This window comes from Polymorphospora rubra (genome assembly GCF_018324255.1).
Classification (GTDB): Bacteria; Actinomycetota; Actinomycetes; order Mycobacteriales; family Micromonosporaceae; genus Polymorphospora; species Polymorphospora rubra.
In genome coordinates this window covers 6,778,122-6,797,451 of sequence record NZ_AP023359.1, presented here as the reverse complement: position 1 = coordinate 6,797,451, position 19,330 = coordinate 6,778,122, and the positions used below count along the sequence as shown (strand labels likewise).

Annotated in this window: 9 protein-coding genes; 8 read left to right on the top strand and 1 reads right to left on the bottom strand. The window is 73.9% G+C overall.

Going from position 1 to position 19,330, the window contains the following annotated elements; all coding sequences use genetic code 11:
* The first annotated feature begins 9 nt into the window (after positions 1 to 9).
* Complete coding sequence (locus Prubr_RS30485) at positions 10 to 951, top strand: ornithine carbamoyltransferase (RefSeq protein WP_212818358.1); 942 nt, start codon at positions 10 to 12, stop codon at positions 949 to 951.
* A complete protein-coding gene (locus Prubr_RS30480; protein WP_212818357.1) occupies positions 948 to 1,676 on the top strand; it encodes an SDR family oxidoreductase in 729 nt (242 codons plus the stop codon). The genes Prubr_RS30485 and Prubr_RS30480 overlap by 4 nt, the downstream gene beginning before the upstream one ends.
* Positions 1,677 to 1,793: 117 nt before the next feature.
* On the opposite strand, the gene Prubr_RS30475 is transcribed toward Prubr_RS30480, so the two are convergent.
* Positions 1,794 to 2,621: an alpha/beta fold hydrolase gene (locus Prubr_RS30475; RefSeq protein WP_212818355.1), complete on the bottom strand. Its 828-nt coding sequence runs from the start codon at positions 2,619 to 2,621 to the stop codon at positions 1,794 to 1,796.
* Positions 2,622 to 2,905: 284 nt separating this feature from the next.
* Between Prubr_RS30475 and Prubr_RS30470 the strand changes: the two genes are divergently transcribed.
* Genes Prubr_RS30470 through Prubr_RS30445 form a run of 6 tightly spaced genes read left to right on the top strand, consistent with a single transcriptional unit; the run spans position 2,906 to position 19,319 of the window.
* Positions 2,906 to 8,059, top strand: a complete 5,154-nt coding sequence (locus Prubr_RS30470) for a non-ribosomal peptide synthetase (protein WP_212818353.1) — start codon at positions 2,906 to 2,908, stop codon at positions 8,057 to 8,059.
* Positions 8,056 to 11,415, top strand: a complete 3,360-nt coding sequence (locus tag Prubr_RS30465; protein ID WP_212818351.1) for a non-ribosomal peptide synthetase — start codon at positions 8,056 to 8,058, stop codon at positions 11,413 to 11,415. The genes Prubr_RS30470 and Prubr_RS30465 overlap by 4 nt, the downstream gene beginning before the upstream one ends.
* Positions 11,415 to 12,377 carry a condensation domain-containing protein gene (locus tag Prubr_RS37810; RefSeq protein ID WP_212818349.1) on the top strand — a complete coding sequence of 321 codons (963 nt, stop codon included), beginning with the start codon at positions 11,415 to 11,417 and terminating at the stop codon, positions 12,375 to 12,377. Before Prubr_RS30465 ends, Prubr_RS37810 begins: the two co-directional genes overlap by 1 nt.
* A complete protein-coding gene (locus Prubr_RS37805; protein ID WP_212818347.1) occupies positions 12,266 to 17,938 on the top strand; it encodes a non-ribosomal peptide synthetase in 5,673 nt (1,890 codons plus the stop codon). Before Prubr_RS37810 ends, Prubr_RS37805 begins: the two co-directional genes overlap by 112 nt.
* Positions 17,935 to 18,828: a thioesterase II family protein gene (locus tag Prubr_RS30450; protein WP_212818345.1), complete on the top strand. Its 894-nt coding sequence runs from the start codon at positions 17,935 to 17,937 to the stop codon at positions 18,826 to 18,828. Before Prubr_RS37805 ends, Prubr_RS30450 begins: the two co-directional genes overlap by 4 nt.
* Positions 18,735 to 19,319 (top strand): hypothetical protein, encoded by a 585-nt coding sequence (locus Prubr_RS30445; protein WP_212818343.1) that lies wholly within the window; start codon positions 18,735 to 18,737, stop codon positions 19,317 to 19,319. The genes Prubr_RS30450 and Prubr_RS30445 overlap by 94 nt, the downstream gene beginning before the upstream one ends.
* Positions 19,320 to 19,330 lie beyond the last annotated feature (11 nt).

Genomic DNA, 19,330 nt, shown 5'->3' with positions numbered 1-19,330 from the left:
GGGGCCGGCGTGCGTCACCTACTGTCCATCTCGGACCTGGAGAACCACGAACTGCGGCAGCTCGTCGACCGGGGGGCGGCGATCGCCCGGCACCGGTCGGCGGTCGAGGCCACCCGGCCGCTGGCCGGCCGGGTGGTCGGCGTCTACTTCCGCAAGACCTCCACCCGGACCCGGACCGCCTTCTCGGCCGGCGCGCTACGGCTCGGCGCGTCCCTCGTCTCCTACGGTCCCGGCGACCTCCAGGAGAACACCGGGGAGACGGCCGCCGACACCGCCCGGGTGCTGTCCGGGATGCTCGACGCCTTCGTCGCCCGCACCAGCGGCACCAGCGCCGAACTGGCCGCCTACGCCGCGCAGGACCGGATGGCGGTCGTCAACGCGATGAGCGCCCGGGAACACCCCACCCAGGCACTGACCGACCTGACCACGATCGCGCAGCACTTCGGGCGCGTCGACGGGATCACGGTGCGGTACGTCGGCGAGGGCAACAACACCGCCATCGCCCTCGCCCTGGCACTGACCCGCTTCCCCGGCACCACCCTGCACCTGAACACCCCGGCCGGCTACGGGCTGCCGCCCGACGTCGTCGCGGAGGCGACGGTGCTGGCCAAGCGGTCCGGGGCGACCCTGGTCGAACACCACGACATGACGCCGTGCCCGGGCGCCGACGTCGTCTACACCACCCGGTGGCAGACGACCGGCACCAGCAAACCCGACCCCGACTGGCGGACCCGGTTCGAACCGTTCCGGGTGGACGCGCGGGTCCTCGCCGGGCAGCCGGGCGCGGTCTTCATGCACGACCTGCCGGCACACCGCGGCGAGGAGGTGACCGGCGACGTCCTCGACGGGCCCGCCAGCATCGCCTTCGGCCAGGCCGACAACAAGCTGCACAGCGCCATGGCCGTACTCGAGTGGTGCCTCGCCCCGGCCGACGACCCGGGACCGACGTGACCGCGACCCCGCTCGCCGGCAGGGTCGCCCTGGTCACCGGCGGCGGCAACGGCATCGGCGCGGCGGTCGCCCGGCGACTGTCCGCCGCCGGTGCCGCCGTCGTCGTGGTCGACCGGGACGGCGCCGCCGCCCGGTCGGTCGCCGCCGACGTCGGCGGCACCGCCGTCCGGGCCGACCTCGCCGCGCCGGACGGCACCCGGACCGCCTTCGCCCGCGCCGAGGCCGTACACGGCCGACTCGACCTGGTGCACCTCAACGCCGGCATGCTGAGCGGCACACCGGACCTCACCGAACTCGACGAGGCCCGCTACCGGGCGGTCACCGGGGTCAACATCGACGCGGTGGTGTTCGGCGTACGGGCCGCGATCCCCGCGCTGCGCCGGGCCGGCGGGGGAGCGGTGCTGGTCACCTCGTCGATCGCCGGACTGACCGGGTTCGACCTCGACCCGGTCTACGCGATGACCAAGCACGCCGTCGTCGGTCTGGTCCGGGCGCTGGCCCCGACGCTGGCCGGGCAGGGCATCCGGATCTCCGCCATCTGCCCGGACTTCGTCGACACCGGGTTCCTCGGCCCGCACCGGCACCTCGTCACCGGCGGCCCGATGCTGACCGTCGACGCGGTGGCCGAGGCGGCGCTCGGTGAACTGGCCGGCGGCGAGTCCGGCCGGCTGCTCGTGCTGCGCGCCGGCGGCGAGCCGACCCCGTACATTTTCGCCCCCGCCTGACCGCAAGCCCCACGTACCGGTCCCCGTGATCAGGGACCGGTACGCGCGTGTCGCCGGCGGGTCGGGCGCCGAACTCCCTGATCGTCACGATCGAGGCGCCAGTCCGGCGGGGCGACGTCACCAGTCCGGGGTGGCCAGGGCGTCGAAGAAGTTGACGACGTGGGCGTTGACCTCGTCGGGGCGCTCCAGGAAACCGAAGTGGCCGCACTCCTTGACCTCGACGTACGTGCTTCCCGCGATCGCGTCCGCGACCTCGCGGCACAGCTCGACCGGCGTGATCACGTCCTGCTCGAACGCCATCACCAGCGTCGGCGTCGTCACCGCCGACAGCGCGGCCAGCCGGTCCGGGATCGCCGCCGCGTCGTACTGGCTGGCCGGCCCGTCGCCGGCGACCGGGAACGCCTCGGAGAGCGCCAGCCACTCGGCGGTGAACCGGTCGTCGGCCAGCGTCCGCTGCCCGAACAGGTTGCCCATCCCGGTGACGGCGGCGTACCCGGGTGGCACCGTGTCGGCGTGCCGGACCGCCAGTGCCGTGGCCGTGGTCAGCGCCCGCAGGTAGTGCGTCAGCCGGCCCCGGGTACCCAGCAGGGCGATGCCGGTCACCAGGTCCGGACGGACCAGCGCCAGCTCCTGCGCGACCATCGCGCCCAGCGACGAACCGGCGACCCGGCACGGGCCGATGCCCAGCGCCCGGATCAGGCCGGCCGTGTCGGCGACGAGTTCGGCCAGCCGGTACGGCCCCGGCGGGGTGCTGGACGGGGTGGTGCCCCGGTTGTCGAAGGTGATCACCTCGTATCCGGCGGCGACCAGCGCCGGGACCTGGTGCATGTCCCACAGCGCGGCCCGGGCCGCCGCCGGCGCGACCAGCAGGACCGGTGGTCCGGCACCGTGCCGGCGGTACGCCAGCGTCACCCCGTTGACCTCGACGGTCGCCCCCCTGCCCATGCTCCAATCCGAGCCGAGCCGGTGTGGACGGTCAACGCCGCTGGCGACTAGTCGCCAGCGGCTTGTCAGGTCTGTCACCGGTCCCGAACTCTCGTATCCGCACACCGCGCGCCAGGTGCGTGCGGGACGCGCGCCCACCAGGGACCGCCGGTGCCGACCGACCGCGCCGCGCCACCGGTGGCCCCGGCCGCTGTCCGCCCCCGCCGGTCCCGACGGGTCGCCGTGTCCCGCCGTCGGGCGGCCGGACTCCGAACGGCCGCACAGGGGGAACTGGAGTTGAGGACATGACAGCCAGTCTCGACGTGCAGACCCTGCACGGTCTGGTGACCGGGCACGCCGCCGCCCGCCCCGACGCCTGTGCGGTGGAGTGCGGGCCGGACCGGCTGACGTACGCCGAACTCGACGACCGCGCCGCCGCGCTGGCCGCCCGGCTGCGGGCCGCCGGCACCGGCCCCGACGACGTGGTCGCGATCCGCACCGCCCGTGGTCCGGAACTCGTCGTGGCGATCCTCGGCGTGCTGAAGGCCGGTGCCGCGTACCTGCCGCTGACCGCCGACCTGCCGCCGGCACGCACCGCCGCGCTGATCGCCGACGCCGGCGTACGCGTCGTCGTCGCCGGCACCGCGACCGAGGCGGCCGTCGCCGGCGCCGGGGTGACGGTCGTCGACCCGGCCGCACCGTCGACCGGTGCCCCGGCCCCGGACCCCGCCGTCGACCCGGACACCGCGGCGTACGTCATCTACACCTCCGGCTCCACCGGCGTGCCCAAGGGCGTCGTCGTCGCGCACCGCGCCGCCGCCGCCCACGTCCGCGCGATGGTCGCCCACCTCGGGCTGACCCCGGACGACGTCGTGCTGCAGATGGCCGGGCACGGCTTCGACGTCGCCGTCGAACAGCTCTTCGCCGGCCTCGCCGCCGGCGCCCGGGTCGTCCTGCGCGATGACCGGGTCTGGGGACCGGCCGAGGTCTGCGCCGCACTGCGCGCGCACGCGGTCACCGTCGCCGACCTGCCGACCGCGCTGTTCGCCGAACTCACCACCGCCCGGCACGCCGGGCTGCTGCCCACCGCCGTCGGCACCCTGCGCGCGGTCCTGGCCGGCGGCGAGGCGCTGCCCGCCGCCGCCGTCGACCGCTGGCGGGTCGCGGTCGGCCCGGACGGGCCGCCGGTGTTCAACGCGTACGGTCCGACCGAGACGGTCATGACCGCGTCGGTGCACCGGGCCGACGTCACCGCCGGGGCCGACAGCGTGCCGATCGGCACCGCCGTCGGCCCCCGCGTCCTGCACGTGCTCGACCCCGACCTGGCCGCCACCGGGGCCGGCGAACTGTACATCGGCGGCACCGCCCTGGCCCGTGGCTACCTCGGCCGGCCGGACCTGACCGCCGAGCGGTTCGTGCCCGACCCCTTCGGGTCGCCGGGCGCCCGGATGTACCGCACCGGCGACCGGGTCCGGGTCGCCGTCGACACCGCCGCGGCCGACCCGGCCGCGCTGACGTTCCTCGGCCGGGTCGACGACCAGGTGAAGGTCCGCGGCTTCCGGATCGAGCCGGCCGAGGTCGAAGCCGTCCTCACCGGGCACCCCGACATCGCCCAGGCGGCCGTCCTCGCCGGCGACGGCCGGCTGACCGCGTACCTGGTCGGGGTCGACGGGGCCGTCGGCCCGGAGCCGGCGGCGCTCACCGCCTGGCTGACCGGGCGGCTGCCGACCTGGATGGTGCCGGCCGTCTGGCACCGGCTCGACCGGCTGCCGGTCACCGCCGGCGGCAAGGTCGACCGGGCGGCGCTGGCCGCCCTCGGCCCGGCGCCCGCCCCGGCCGACCCCGGGCCGGCCACCGACGAGCCCACCGACCCGACCACCGCCAGCATCCGGCGGATCTGGCAGCGGGTGCTGGACCTGCCCGGCATCGGCGTTCACGACGCCTTCCTCGACCTCGGCGGCACCTCGCTGCTCGCCGCCCGCATCCAGGCCGACCTGCGCGCCGACCTCGGCGTCGAACTGCCCCTGCACGACCTGCTCGCCAACCCGACGGTGGCCGCGCTGGCACCCCGGGTCGAGGCGGCCCGCGCCGGCGAGACCGGCGGCGCCCCGACCCTGCCGGAACTGACCCGCTACGACGGCGACCGGCGCACCGCCCCGCTGTCGGTGATGCAGGAACAGATCTGGTTCTTCGAACAGCTCACCCCTGGCAACGTCGCCTACAACGCGCCGACGACGATCCGGCTGCACGGACCGGTGGACGTCCGCCTGCTGGAGCAGGCACTGTCCGAAGTGGTCCGTCGGCACGAGATCCTGCGCACCACGGTCATCACCCACGGCGGCGACCCGGTGCAGCTGATCCACCCGCCGTACCGGGTCCGGGTCGCCACCCGCGACCTGCGCTACGCCCCCGACCCGGCCGGCGCCGCCGAGCACGTCGTCGCCGCCGAGATCCGGGTCCCGTTCGACGTGTCCCGGCTGCCGCTGCTGCGCTGGCTGCTGCTGCGTCTGGCCGACGAGGAGTACGAACTCGTCCTCGTCGAGCACCACATCATCCACGACGGCTGGTCGTTCGCGGTGCTGATGGACGAGCTGCTGGCCAACTACGCCGCGGTCGCCGGCTGGGCGCCCGCCCCGGCCGAACCCCGCCTGCAGTACCTCGACTTCGTGCACTGGCAGCGCGCCGCCCTGCCCGGCCCGGCGATGCGCGCCCAGTTCGACCACTGGGCCGACCGGCTCGCCGGCGCCCCGGACCGGCTCGACCTGCCGTACGACCACCCGCGTTCCGGCGGCAACCCGGCACCGGGCGCGGTGCACCGCGCCGAGCTGCCCGCCGACCTGTGCGCGGCGGTCCGCGAGTTCAGCCGCCGCCGGGGCGTCACCCTGTTCACCACGATGATGGCCGGGTACGCGGCCATGCTGCGGCGGTTCACCGGACAGGACGAGCTCAGCGTCGGTTCGGCGTACGGCAACCGGGCGATCCCCGGCACCGAGGGCATCCTCGGCATGTTCGTCAACCCGGTGGTGCTGCGCCTGGACGTGCCCGGCCGGCGCCGGTTCGCCGATCTCGTCGACGACGTCCGCGCCGCCGCCCTCGACGCCCAGGCCCACCAGCACCTGCCGTTCGTGCACCTGGTGCGCGAGCTGGCACCGCCACGCCGGGCCGGGCACAACCCGATGTTCGCCGCGATGATGAACTTCGACGACGCGCCGCTGACCCCGCTGCGCGCCGGCCCGATCTCGGCGTCCTACCTGGAACGGCACAACGGCACCGCCAAACTCGACCTGTCGGTGCTGGTCGTGCCACGCGCCGAACGGCAGATCGGGGTGCCCGCGCACGAGCGGGACCAGCGGATCACGATGATCTGGGAGTACCGCAGCGACCTGTTCGAGCCGGCCACCATCGCCCGGTTCTTCGACGCGTACGTCGCCCTGCTGCGCTCCGCGCTCACCGACCCGGCCCGCCGGATCTGCGACCTGCCACTGACCACCGCCGCCGCCGTCCCGTCCGCCCCGGCGCCGGTGCCGGCCACCGGCGCCGACCCCGCCGTGCACGAGATCTTCGCCCGGGTCGCGGTCGAACGCGGCGCCGCCGAGGCGGTCCTGCACCCCGGCGTCGGCGCCGTCTCGTACGCCGAACTCGACCGGCGCGCCAACCGGTTCGCCCACCTGCTGCGCGACCGTGGCGTCGGCACCGAGGACCTGGTCGGGATCTGCCTGCCGCGCGGCGTCGACTGGGTCGCCTGCGTCCTCGGCGTGCTCAAGGCCGGCGCCGCCTACCTGCCGCTGGACCCGGACAGCCCCGCCGACCGGCTGGCCGACCTGCTCGCCGACGCCGGCCCGCGCGCCCTGGTCACCGCCCGCACCGACCTGCCCGGTGCCACCGGCGCGGCCGACGCCGCCGACGCCGACGGACCGCTGCTGCTCCGTCCGGACGACCCGACGCTCGCCACCGCCCCCGACGCCGACCCCGGCGTCGCGGTCGACCCCGACCAGCTCGCCTACCTCATCTACACCTCCGGCTCGACCGGCCGGCCGAAGGCGGTCGGCATCTCGCACCGCGCCCTGGCCCGCAAGTACGCCGCCTGGCGCAGCGCCTACGACCTCGACCTGCACCCCGGCACCCACCTCCAGCTCGCCGCGCTCGCCTTCGACGTGTGCACCGGTGACCTGGTCCGCGCCCTGCTCTCCGGCGGCCGGCTGGTGCTCTGCCCACCGGAGGCGGCCCCCGAGCCGGCCGCGCTGCTGCGGGTGATCCGCGAGTACGGCGTCGACACCGTCGAACTGCTGCCGTCGGTGATGAACCTGCTCGCCAGCCACCTGCGGGCGACCGGCTCCAGACTGACGACGCTGCGGCTGGCGGCGATCGGCGGCGAGGCGTGGACGACCACCGACCACCGGCGGTTCCGCGAGGTGCTGGGCCCGAACACCCGGCTGCTGAACGTGTACGGCGTCACCGAGGTCACCATCGGCAACACCCTGCGCGAGCTGGGCCCCGCCGGCGGCCTCGACACCGACGACCAGCCGCTGCCGATCGGCGAACCGCTGCCGGAGGTCGAGGCGTACGTGCTGGACACGGCGGGCCGCCCGGTGCCGGCCGGCGCCGTCGGTGAGGTCTTCCTCGGCGGCGTCGGGGTGGCCCGCGGCTACCACGGCCGACCCGACCTGACCGCCGAACGTTTCCGGCCCGACCCGTCGGGCACCCGCCCCGGCGCCCGGCTCTACGCCACCGGCGACCGGGGACGGTTCCGGCCCGACGGCGGCATCGAGTTCCTCGGCCGGATCGACCACCAGGTCAAGATCAGAGGCTTCCGGGTGGAGCCCGGCGAGGTCGAGCACGCCCTGCGTCGCGAGCCGTCCGTCGGCGACGCGGTCGTGGTCGCGCACACCGACCGCACCGGCGTACGGCTGGTCGCGTACGTCACCGGCAACGGCCCGGCCGCCCCCGACCCGGCGGCCCTGCGCGACTTCCTGCGCGGCGTACTGCCCGCCTACCTGGTGCCGGCCGCGATCCAGGTGCTCGCCGAGCTGCCCCGCACCACCAGCGGCAAGGTGGACCGGCGGGCGCTGCCCGACCCGGGCGCCGTCGAGACGGCACCGGGCAGCTCGCGGCCACCCACGCCCGGCGTCGAGCAGCAGGTCGCCGACGTGTGGTGCGAGGTGCTCGGGCTGCCGGCGGTCGGCGCCGACGACGACTTCTTCGACCTCGGCGGCCACTCGCTGCTCGCCGCGCAGGTCACCGCCCGGCTGCTCGCGGTTCTCGGGGTGCCGCTGTCGGTCCGCGACCTGCTGGCCGCGCCGACCGTCGCCGGGCTGGCCCGACGGATCGGGGCGGCCCCGGCCGAGCGGACCCCGGCCCGCTCCGGCCCGGCCCTGGTGCCCCGGGCCAGGCAGGCCTTCACGGTGGCCGCGACCGCGTTCGACGACGCCGGCCCGGTGCCGGCCGAGGACGGCCGGTGACCGCCGCCGGCGGCCCGGTGGAGGCGCTGCCCGCCTCGTCCGGCCAGGACCGCCTGTGGTTCTTCGACCAGCTCGAACCCGGCAACCCGCTCTACAACGTGCACTTCGCGGTCCGGCTGCGCGGACCGCTGCGCGCCGACGCGCTGGCCACCGCGTTGCAGACGGTCGTGGACCGGCACGAGGCGCTGCGGACCACGCTGCGCGCCGTCGACGGCCAGCCCCGCCAGCTGATCGGCCCCGCCGTCGCGGTGCCGACGCCGGTGACGGACCTGACGTCGGTCCCGGCGAGCGAGCGGGCCGGCACCGCCAGCGCCCGCGCCGCCGACCATGCCCGGACCGCGTTCGACCTGGCCACCGGCCCGCTGCTGCGCAGCGACCTGCTCCGCTTCGCCGACGACGACCACGCCTGGCTGCTCACCCTGCACCACGCGGTCTGCGACGGCTGGTCGGCCGAGGTGCTGTTCGGCGAGGTCTCCGAGGCGTACCTGGCCGCCGTCCAGCAGCGTCCCGCCGACCTGCCCGACCTGCCGCTGCAGTACGCCGACTTCGCTCTGTGGCAGCGTGACGTGCTCGCCGACGGCGGCCTCGACGACCAGCTCGCCCACTGGCGCGACCGGCTCGACGGCGCCGCCCCGCTGCTCGACCTGCCCACCGACCACCCCCGCCCGGCGACGCAGAGCTACACCGGCGCGCTGCTCGAGGCGGTCGTCCCCGACGACCTCGCCGACGCGGTACGCGAGCTGGCCCGCCGGGAGCGGGCGACGCCGTTCATGACCCTGCTGGCCGCGTTCGCGGTCGTGCTGCACCGGCACACCGGCGTCGACGACCTGGTCGTCGGCACCGCCGTCGGCGGCCGGGGCCGGGTCGAGCTGGAACGGCTCATCGGCTTCTTCACCAACACCGTGGCGCTGCGCCTCGACCTGGCCGGCGGACCGACGTTCCGCGAGCTGCTGGCGCGGACCCGCACCGTCGTCGCCGACGCCCAGTCCCACGCCGACCTGCCGTTCGAGCAGGTCGTGCAGGCGCTGCGCCCGGACCGCGAACCGAGCTACCACCCGATCTTCCAGGTGATGTTCGACGTGCAGCCGGGCGGGCTCGGCGCGCTGCGGCTGCCCGGCGTACGCGCCACCGACGTACCGGTGCTCGACCGGCGGATCTCGCTGTTCGACTTCAGCGTCTCCGTCGTCGACGGCGCCGAACTGCGGCTGGTCGCCGAGTACGCCACCGACCTGTTCACCGCCGACACGGTGGCCCGGCTGCTGGCCGCCTACCAGGCGGTGCTGGCCGGCGTCGCCGCCCACCCGGACCGGCCGGTCGGTGCCCTGCCGCTGATGACCGGCGCCGAACGCGACCGGATCCTGGCCGCCGCCGACCGGCGCGCACAGGCCGCGCCACCGGCCACCCTCACCGACCTGTTCGCCGCCGCGGCCGCCCGCTCTCCGCTCGCCCCGGCGCTGCACGACGCCGCCACCGGGGTCACGTACGACTACCGGGAACTGAGCGACTGGTCCGGCGACGTCGCCGCCCGCCTGCACGCCGCCGGGGTACGCCCCGGTGCACTGGTGGCGCTGCTGTGCCGGCGGTCCCCGGCCGCCGTCGCCGGCCTGCTCGGCATCCTGCGCGCCGGCGCCGCCTACCTGCCACTGGACCCGGACAGCCCGCCCGGCCGGATCGCCGCCCTGCTCGCCGACGCCGGCCCGGCCGTCGTGGTGGTCGAACCGGAGCTGCGGGCGATGCTGCCGGCCGGCGGACCGGCGGTGCTGGCGGTCGAACCGGTGCCGCCGTCGATCGCCGCCGCCCCGCCGGAAGTCCACATCGGACCAGACGACCTCGCGTACGTGATGTACACCTCCGGCTCCACCGGCCGGCCCAAGGGCGTCCTCGTCCCGCACCGCGGCGTGGCGAACTACGCCGCCGCCGACCGGACCGAGTACGGCCTGACCGCCGCCGACCGGGTCCTCCAGTTCACCGCGCTGATGTTCGACGTCAGCGCCGAGGAGCTCTGGCCCTGCCTGGCCACCGGCGCCTGCCTGGTGCTGCGCGCCGACGACATGATCGACACCGCGCGCGAGTTCTTCACGGCCTGCGACCGGCTCGGCGTCACCGTCGTACACCTGCCGACCGCGTACTTCCACGAACTGGTCGCCGAGTGCGAGCGTGACGGCCTGCGCCCACCGGCCGGCCTGCGGGTGGTGGCGATCGGCGGCGAGGCGACCACCCCGGCCCGGATCGCCGTTTGGCGCCGGCTCGCGCCCCACGCCCGGCTGTCCAACGCGTACGGCCCCACCGAGACCAGCATCGCCACGACCCTCGCCGCGCTGTCCGGGCCCGGCGTGCCGGAGGTGGGCAGCCGGGTGCCGATCGGCCCGCCGGTCGCCGGCTCCGCCGTCCACGTCCTCGACGCCGAGCTGGCACCGGTGCCGGCCGGCGTGGTCGGCGCGGTCTACGTCGGCGGCGCCGGCCTGGCCCGCGGCTACCTCGGCCGGCCGGAGCTGACCGCCGACCGGTTCGTGCCCAGCCCGTTCGGCGTCGGTGAGCGCCTCTACCGCACCGGCGACCTGGCCCGCACGCTGCCCGACGGGCAACTCGAGTTCTGCGGCCGGGTCGACGCCCAGGTCAAGATCCGGGGCCACCGGATCGAGCCGGGCGAGGTCGAGGCGGCGCTTACCACCCTGCCCGAGGTACGCCACGCGGTGGTCGTCGCCCGACCGACCGCGCGCGGCGACCACGAGCTGTTCGCGTACGTCGAACCGGTGTCGGCGCCGGTGCCCGACCTGGACCGGCGGCTGCGTGACCGGCTCGGCGAGCTGCTGCCCGCCTACCTGGTCCCGACCGGCTGGCTGGTGGTCACCGCCCTGCCCCGCACCGGCACCGACAAGATCGACCGTGGCGCCCTGCCCGAGCCGCCGCCGGTCCCGGCCGCACCGTCCGGGCCGGAACCGCGTACCGCCGCGGAGCGGCTCGTCGCCCGGGTGTGGTGCGAGGTCCTGGGCGTCGACCGGGTCGGGCCGGACGACGACTTCTTCGCGCTGGGCGGGCACTCGCTGCTGGCCACCCAGGTGGTCGCCCGGCTGCGCCGCGAGCTGGGACCGGACGTACGGCTGCGCCAGGTGTTCGAGCTGCCCCGGCTGTCGGCGTTCGCCGCCGCGCTGCCGCCGGCGGCGGCCGCCGGGCCGGCCGGCCCGGCCCCGACCCGGCCGGCGATGCCGGCGTTGCGCCGGGCCACCGGTGACGAGCTGCTCGCCGGGCTCTTCGACGCCGCTGCCGCCCCGGGCGTCGCCAACCTGCTCCAACGGACCGCCGGCGCACCCGCCACCGTCCGCCGCGAAGGAACCGACCGCACCCAGGAGTCGTGATGACGAGCTTCGACGACCAGGCGCCCACGACCGAGCAGACCGGGTCGGCGGACCGCCTCCAGGTGCTCGCCGAACTGCTGGCCGACGGCGACCCGGACAGCCGCTTCGCCCCCGTCTCCATGGGGCAGCGGCGGTTGTGGTTTGTGGATCGGTTGGTGCCGGGTGGGGTTGATTACAACGTGGTGTGGCCGTTGCGGTTGGTGGGTGGTTTGGATGTGGGGGCGTTGGTTGGTGCGGTGGGTGAGGTGGTGGCGCGGCATGAGGTGTTGCGTACGCGGTTTGTGGCGGTGGATGGGGAGCCGGTGCAGGTGATTGGTGGGGTGGGGGTGGTGGATGTTCCGTTGGTTGATTTGTCGGGGTTGGGGGTTGGTGTTCGGGCTGGTGAGGTGGCGCGGTGGGTGCGTGAGGCGGGGTTGCGGCCGTTTGATGTGGCGGTGGGGCCGTTGGTGAGGTGGGTGTTGTTGCGGGTTTCTGAGGGTGAGCATGTGTTGTTGGTGTCGGCTCATCATATTGTTTTTGATGGGTGGTCTGGTTCGGTGTTGTTGCGTGAGTTGTCGGTGTTGTATGGGGCGTTTGTGCGGGGTGAGGGTTCGCCGTTGCCGGTGTTGCCGGTGCAGTTTGCTGATTTTGCGGTGTGGGAGCGGCAGTGGTTGTCGGGTGGGGTGTTGGAGGGGCAGTTGGAGTTTTGGCGGGGGTATTTGGGGGGTGCTCCTGCGGTGTTGGATTTGCCGTCTGATTTGCCTCGGTCGGTGGGTCGTGGTGGTGGTGGGGATCGGGAGCGGTTTGAGTTTCCGGTGGGTTTGTCGGTGGGGTTGGGGAGTTGTGTCGGGGTGCGGGTGCGACTGTTTTTATGGGGTTGTTGGCGGGGTTGGATGTTGTGTTGGGGCGGTATGCGGGGGTGGAGGATGTGGTGGTGGGGACGTTTGTGGCTAATCGGGGTGCGCCTGAGTTGGAGGATTTGATCGGGTTTTTTGTGAATACGGTTGTGGTGCGTGGGGATTTGTCGGGTCGGCCGTCGTTTAGGGGTTTGTTGGGTCGGGTTCGGTCTGGTGTGTTGGATGTGTTCGGGCATCAGGATGTGCCGTTTGATCGGGTGGTTGAGGAGTTGCATCCGGTGCGGCGGGCGGGTTCTATGCCGTTTGTTCAGGTGGCGTTGGTGGTGCAGAACACGCCGGCTGAGGTGGGGGTGTTGGGTGGTGGTGTGGTGGTGGAGTCGTTGCCGACGGAGACCCGCACCGCCGCGTTCGACCTCTCCCTGCACCTGTGGACCACGGAGACCGGCGCGCTCGCCGGTTTCGTGGAGTACGCCACCGACCTCTACCGCCGGTCCTCGGTACAGCGCCTGGTCGGTCACCTGGAGAGCGTGCTGACCCAGGCGGTCGCCGACCCGGACCGCCGCATCGACCTGCTGTCGCTGCCCGGCGCGGACGAACACCGGACGCTGCTCGCCGCCGCGACCGTCACCCCGGCCGCGGCCGTCGGGACCGCCCCGGGCGCAACGGTCGGTGCCGCGCCCGTCTCGGTCGAGCCGTCGACCGACCCGGCGTCCGAAGGCGAGCCCGTCGTCCACCTGCTGCACGAACTCGTCGCCGCGCAGGTCGCCCGCCGCCCCGACGCCGTCGCCGTCTCCTGTGCCGGCGAGCGGCTCACCTACCGCGAACTCGACACCCGCGCCGCCCGGCTGGCCCGGCACCTGCGCGCCGCCGGCGTCGGCCCCGAGGTCCTCGTCGGCATCTGCGTCGAGCGTTCGATCGCCTCGGTCGTCAGCGTGCTCGGCGTACTCAAGGCCGGTGGCGCCTACCTGCCGCTGGACCCGGAGAACCCGGCGGAGCGGCTGGCGTACATGCTCGGCGACGCCGGCGCGACCACCGTCGTGGCCACCGCCGCCACCCGCCACCTGGTCCCGGCCGGGATCGCGCCGCTGCTCGTCGACGAACTGCCGGCGGCGCCCGACGACACTGCGGTCACCGAGGTCGACGCCGGGGTCACCCCGCAGAACCTGGCGTACGTCATCTACACCTCCGGCTCCACCGGCCGGCCCAAGGGCGTCGCCGTCAACCACCGGTGCGCCATCGCCCGGGTGCACCGCCCGGCGTACGCGGACATCGACGAGACCGACGTGATGCTGCACGCGCTGTCGCTGTCGTTCGACGTGTCGGTCATGGAGGTCTTCGGCGCCCTGGCCAACGGCGCGGAACTGGCCGTGCTGCCCGGCAAGGCGCTGCCGGAGCGGGTCGGGATCTTCCTGCCCGGGGCCCGGGTCACCGTCGGCTGGCTGACCGCCGCGCTGTTCCACGCCGTGGTCGACACCGCGGGGGAGTCGCTGTCCGGGATGCGGACCCTGATCGCCGGCGGCGACCAGCTGTCGACCAGCCACGTCGAGAAGGCGCTGCGCCTGCTCGACGCCGACGCCACCCTGGTCAACGGGTACGGCCCGACCGAGGCGGCGATCTTCGCCGCGACGCACACCATGCGGCCGGCGACCGGCGTCGACGGCCGGGTGCCGATCGGCGGCCCGATCCCCGACACCGAGCTGTACGTCTTCGACCCGCACGGCAACCTGTCGCCGGTCGGGATTCCCGGCGAGCTGTACATCGGCGGCGACTGCCTGGCCCGCGGCTACCTCGGCCGGCCGGAGCTGACCGCCGAGCGGTTCGTGCCGCACCCGTTCGCCACCGGGGCCCGGCTCTACCGCACCGGCGACGTGGTGCGCTGGCGGGCCGACCACACCCTGGAGTTCCTCGGCCGGGTCGACCACCAGGTCAAGGTCCGCGGCTTCCGGGTGGAACTGGGCGAGATCGAGCAGCGGCTGCGCCGGTGCGCCGGCGTCGGTGACGCCGTCGTGGTGGCCCGGCCCGACGGCGAGGACCACACCCTGGTCGCGTACGTCGAGACGGCCGGCGGCGCCCAGCCGCCCGCTGTCGGCGACCTGCTCGCCGAGCTGCGTAAGTTCCTGCCCGGCTACATGGTGCCGAACGCGTTCGTGGTGCTCGACGCGCTGCCGCTGAACCCCAACGGCAAGGTCGACCGGGCCGCCCTGCCGGACCCCGACGGCCACCGGCCCGACCTCGGCACCGGCTACGTGCCGCCGCGCACCCCGATCGAGGAGACCCTCGCCGGCATCTGGGCCGACCTGCTCGGGCTGGACCGGGTCGGTGCCCACGACGACTTCTTCGACCTCGGCGGCCACTCGCTGCTCGCCAGCCGCCTGGTCGCCCGCATCCGCCGGGCGTTCGACCGGGAACTGCCGCTGGCCACGTTCTTCGCCGCGCCGACCGTGGCCGGCCTGGCCACCGCCCTCGAGGCGATGCTGCGCGCCGACGCGACCGGTACCCGCCCGCCGATCACGCCGGCCCGGCGCCCCGACCCGCTGCCGGTGTCGCTGGGGCAGCGGCGGTTGTGGTTTGTGGATCGGTTGGTGCCGGGTGGGGTTGATTACAACGTGGTGTGGCCGTTGCGGTTGGTGGGTGGTTTGGATGTGGGGGCGTTGGTTGGTGCGGTGGGTGAGGTGGTGGCGCGGCATGAGGTGTTGCGTACGCGGTTTGTGGCGGTGGATGGGGAGCCGGTGCAGGTGATTGGTGGGGTGGGGGTGGTGGATGTTCCGTTGGTTGATTTGTCGGGGTTGGGGGTTGGTGTTCGGGCTGGTGAGGTGGCGCGGTGGGTGCGTGAGGCGGGGTTGCGGCCGTTTGATGTGGCGGTGGGGCCGTTGGTGAGGTGGGTGTTGTTGCGGGTTTCTGAGGGTGAGCATGTGTTGTTGGTGTCGGCTCATCATATTGTTTTTGATGGGTGGTCTGGTTCGGTGTTGTTGCGTGAGTTGTCGGTGTTGTATGGGGCGTTTGTGCGGGGTGAGGGTTCGCCGTTGCCGGTGTTGCCGGTGCAGTTTGCTGATTTTGCGGTGTGGGAGCGGCAGTGGTTGTCGGGTGGGGTGTTGGAGGGGCAGTTGGAGTTTTGGCGGGGGTATTTGGGGGGTGCTCCTGCGGTGTTGGATTTGCCGTCTGATTTGCCTCGGTCGGTGGGTCGTGGTGGTGGTGGGGATCGGGAGCGGTTTGAGTTTCCGGTGGGTTTGTCGGTGGGGTTGGGGGAGTTGTGTCGGGGTGCGGGTGCGACTGTTTTTATGGGGTTGTTGGCGGGGTTGGATGTTGTGTTGGGGCGGTATGCGGGGGTGGAGGATGTGGTGGTGGGGACGTTTGTGGCTAATCGGGGTGCGCCTGAGTTGGAGGATTTGATCGGGTTTTTTGTGAATACGGTTGTGGTGCGTGGGGATTTGTCGGGTCGGCCGTCGTTTAGGGGTTTGTTGGGTCGGGTTCGGTCTGGTGTGTTGGATGTGTTCGGGCATCAGGATGTGCCGTTTGATCGGGTGGTTGAGGAGTTGCATCCGGTGCGGCGGGCGGGTTCTATGCCGTTTGTTCAGGTGGCGTTGGTGGTGCAGAATACGCCGGCTGAGGTGGGGGTGTTGGGTGGTGGTGTGGTGGTGGAGTCGTTGCCGACGGAGACCCGCACCGCCGCGTTCGACCTGGCCTTCCACGTCTGGACCACCGAATCGGGGGCGCTCGCGGGATTCGTCGAGTACGCCACCGACCTCTACCGCCGGTCCTCGGTACAGCGCCTGGTCGGTCACCTGGAGAGCGTGCTGACCCAGGCGGTCGCCGACCCGGACCGCCGCATCGACCTGCTGTCGCTGCCCAGCCCGGCCGAGCACCACCACCTGACCCGCGACGTCGCCCGCGGCGCGGTGCGCGACTTCGGCGCCGTGACGCCGCTTTCGCGGTTCACCCGGCAGGCCGCGCTGACCCCGGACGCGACCGCGTACGTCGACGGCGACCGGCTGCTGACGTACGCCGAACTCGACGAGCGGTCCACCCGGCTGGCCCGCCGGCTGCGCCGGCTCGGTGTGGGCCCGGAGACCCCGGTCGGCGTCTGCCTCGGCCACAGCCTCGACCTACCGGTGGCCGCCCTGGCCGTGTGGAAGGCCGACGGCGCCTACCTGCCGCTCGACCCCGACAACCCGGCCGAGCGCCTGGCGTACATGCTCGCCGACGCCGGTGCCGTCGCCGTGGTCACCACCGGGGCGCTGCGCTCCCGACTGCCCGCCGACCTGCCGGAGGTCGTCGACCTCGACACGGGGGACCCCGGCGACGGGGACGCGCCCGGCGTCGACCCGGCCCCGGTGTCCACGATCGACAGTCTGGCCGCGGTCATCTACACCTCCGGCTCCACCGGCCGCCCCAAGGGCGTCGCGGTCACCGGCCGCTCGATGGTCAACCGGATCGCCTGGTTCGCAGACGTTCGGCCCTTCGCGCCGGGCGAGGTCGGCGTGCTGAAGACCCCGATCGGCTTCGTCGACTCGCTGTGGGAACTCCTCGGCGGGCTGCTGTACGGCGTACCGACCGTGGTCGTGCCCAAGGACACCGGCCGCGACCCCAAGGCACTGGTCCGGGTACTCGCCGCGCACGGGGTGACCCGCCTGCTGCTGGTGCCGTCGCTGCTGCGGATGCTCCTGCTCACCGTCGACGACCTGGCCGAGCGGCTGCCCCGGCTGGCGCTGTGGATCAGCTCCGGCGAGCCGCTGTCGGCCGACCTGGCCCGGCTGTTCGTCAAGACCCTGCCCGGCCGGTCGCTGCACAACCTCTACGGCGCCGCCGAGGGCTGGGACTCGCTGTGGCCGCCGGCCTGCGGCGAGGACGAGCTGACCGGCGCGGTCCCGGTCGGCCGGCCGCTGGCCAACGTCGGCGCGCTCATCCTCGACCGGGCCGGCCAGCCCGCCCCGGTCGGCGTACCCGGCGAGCTGTACGTCGGCGGCGACTGCCTGGCCCGCGGCTACCTCGGCCGGCCGGACCTGACCGCGGAGCGGTTCCTGCCGCACCCGTACGAGCCCGGGGCCCGGCTCTACCGCACCGGCGACCTGGCCCGGATGCTGCCCGACGGGCAGATCGAGCTGGTCGGCCGGGTCGACCAGCAGCTCAAGATCCGCGGATTCCGGGTCGAGCCCGGCGAGGTCGAACGGGCCCTGGAGGCGCTGCCGGAGGTTCGCCAGGCCGCGGTGGTCGCCTGGACCCGGGAGGGGGCCGAGCCCGAACTCGCCGCGTACGTCGTCGCCGACGGCCCCGCGGACGCGGCCGGGGTGCGCGCGGCGCTCGGACGTACGCTGCCGTCGCACCTGGTGCCGACCAGCCTCAGCTTCCTCGACGCCCTGCCCTCGACGGCCACCGGCAAGATCGACCGGTTGGCGCTGCCCCGGCCGGTACGGGCCGCCACGACCGACGGCGCCGGGCCGGCCGACGACGCCCAGCTGCTGCTCGCCGAACTGTGGGCCGACGTCCTCGGCGTCGAGCGGGTCGGGGTGGACGACGACTTCTTCGACATCGGCGGGCACAGCCTGCTGGCGGCGCAGCTCGTCGACCGGATCGGTCGCGAGATCGGCCGTGAACTGCCACTTCGTACGATCTTCGACCACTCGACGGTGCGCCGGATGGGGCTGGCCCTGCGGGCACCGCACACCGAGCCGGAAAGGCCGCTGTCTTGAGCACTCCCTGGATCGCCCGGCTGCGCCCGTCCGGCACCGCCACCACCCGCCTGATCTGCCTGCCGCACGCCGGTGGCGGGGGCGCCACCTTCCGGAGCTGGTCGACCGGGCTGTCCGACGGCGTCGACCTGTGCGCGGTGCGGCTGCCGGGCCGGGAGAGCCGGCTGCGGGAACCGCTGCTGACCCGGATGGGCGACGTGGTCGGCGAACTGGCCGGCGCGCTCACCGAATACCTCGACCTGCCGTACGCCCTGTTCGGCTACTGCTCCGGTGCGCTGACCGCGTACGAGCTGGCCCGGCTGCTCGAGCAGGCCGGCCGGCCGCCGGCGCACCTGTTCGTCTGCGCCTGCCCGTCGCCGGCGGCGGTCGAGCGGGACAGCGGCGTGCACAAGATGTCCGGCCCCGAACTCGCCGACCACCTGCGGGCGCTGGGCATCATCCCGACGACCATCATCGACGACCCGGGACTGTTCGCCCTCTTCGAGCCGAGCGTGCGGGCCGACTACGAGATCTTCGAGACCGACGTCCACCGGCCGGCCGCGCCGCTGAACCTGCCGATCACCGTCTTCGGCGCCGACGACGACCCGAGCACCACGGTGCCGACGATGATGCGGTGGCGCGAGGAGACGAGCGGCGAGTTCACCATGCGGCTCTTCCCGGGGACCACTCGTTCTTCGAACAGGACCGCACGTCGATCATGCGTACGGTGGCCGCCGAACTCGAGGCGGTGGGCGCCCGCTGAGGTAGGGGCCGCGTACCCGGCACGACCGGGCGGTGCGTGGCAGACTCGTCCACCGTGGACGAGGACGCGCTGCGGGCGGTCGCCGCCCTGCTCGGGGAACGCAACGCCATCGACGCGAAGATCGCCGGACACATCGGACGCCCGATGACGGCCGGGCACCTCGGCGAGTGGATCGCCGCCCAGATCTTCGACATCGACCTGGAGCCGGCGGCGAACGCGAGAGCGTTCGACGGCCGGTTCGCGTCCGGGCCGCTGGCCGGTCAGACGGTGAACGTCAAGTGGTACCTCCAGCGCGACGGGATCCTCGACGTGGCCCGATCCGGGCAGCCGGACCACTACCTGGTCCTGACCGGCCCGGTCGCCCCGGCGGGGACCTCGCGCGGGGGAGTCCGGCCGTGGTGGGTGGAGTCGGTCCACCTCTTCGATGCCGGACGGCTGGTCGCCGAGCTGGAGTCGCGCGGGTCGGCATCGGCACCGCCTCCAGCGTCCTCTCCGCCCAGTGGGCGGCGGCCGAGATCTTCCCCCGGCCGGTCAACCCGGCGTTCGCCGTCCATCCTGGACAGGCTGCCCTGCTCCGACAGTTCGCGCCGCCGGAGGAGCACCCCGATCGTCGGAACTGATCTCCGCCTCCTTCTATAAGGACTGGATTA

Coding starts and splice junctions, on each gene's coding strand:
- Prubr_RS30470 (WP_212818353.1), top strand. CDS start 2,906: ATGACAGCCAGTCTCGACGTGCAGACCCTGCACGGTCTGGTGACCGGG.
- Prubr_RS37805 (WP_212818347.1), top strand. CDS start 12,266: ATGGGGTTGTTGGCGGGGTTGGATGTTGTGTTGGGGCGGTATGCGGGG.
- Prubr_RS37810 (WP_212818349.1), top strand. CDS start 11,415: ATGACGAGCTTCGACGACCAGGCGCCCACGACCGAGCAGACCGGGTCG.
- Prubr_RS30475 (WP_212818355.1), bottom strand. CDS start 2,621: ATGGGCAGGGGGGCGACCGTCGAGGTCAACGGGGTGACGCTGGCGTAC.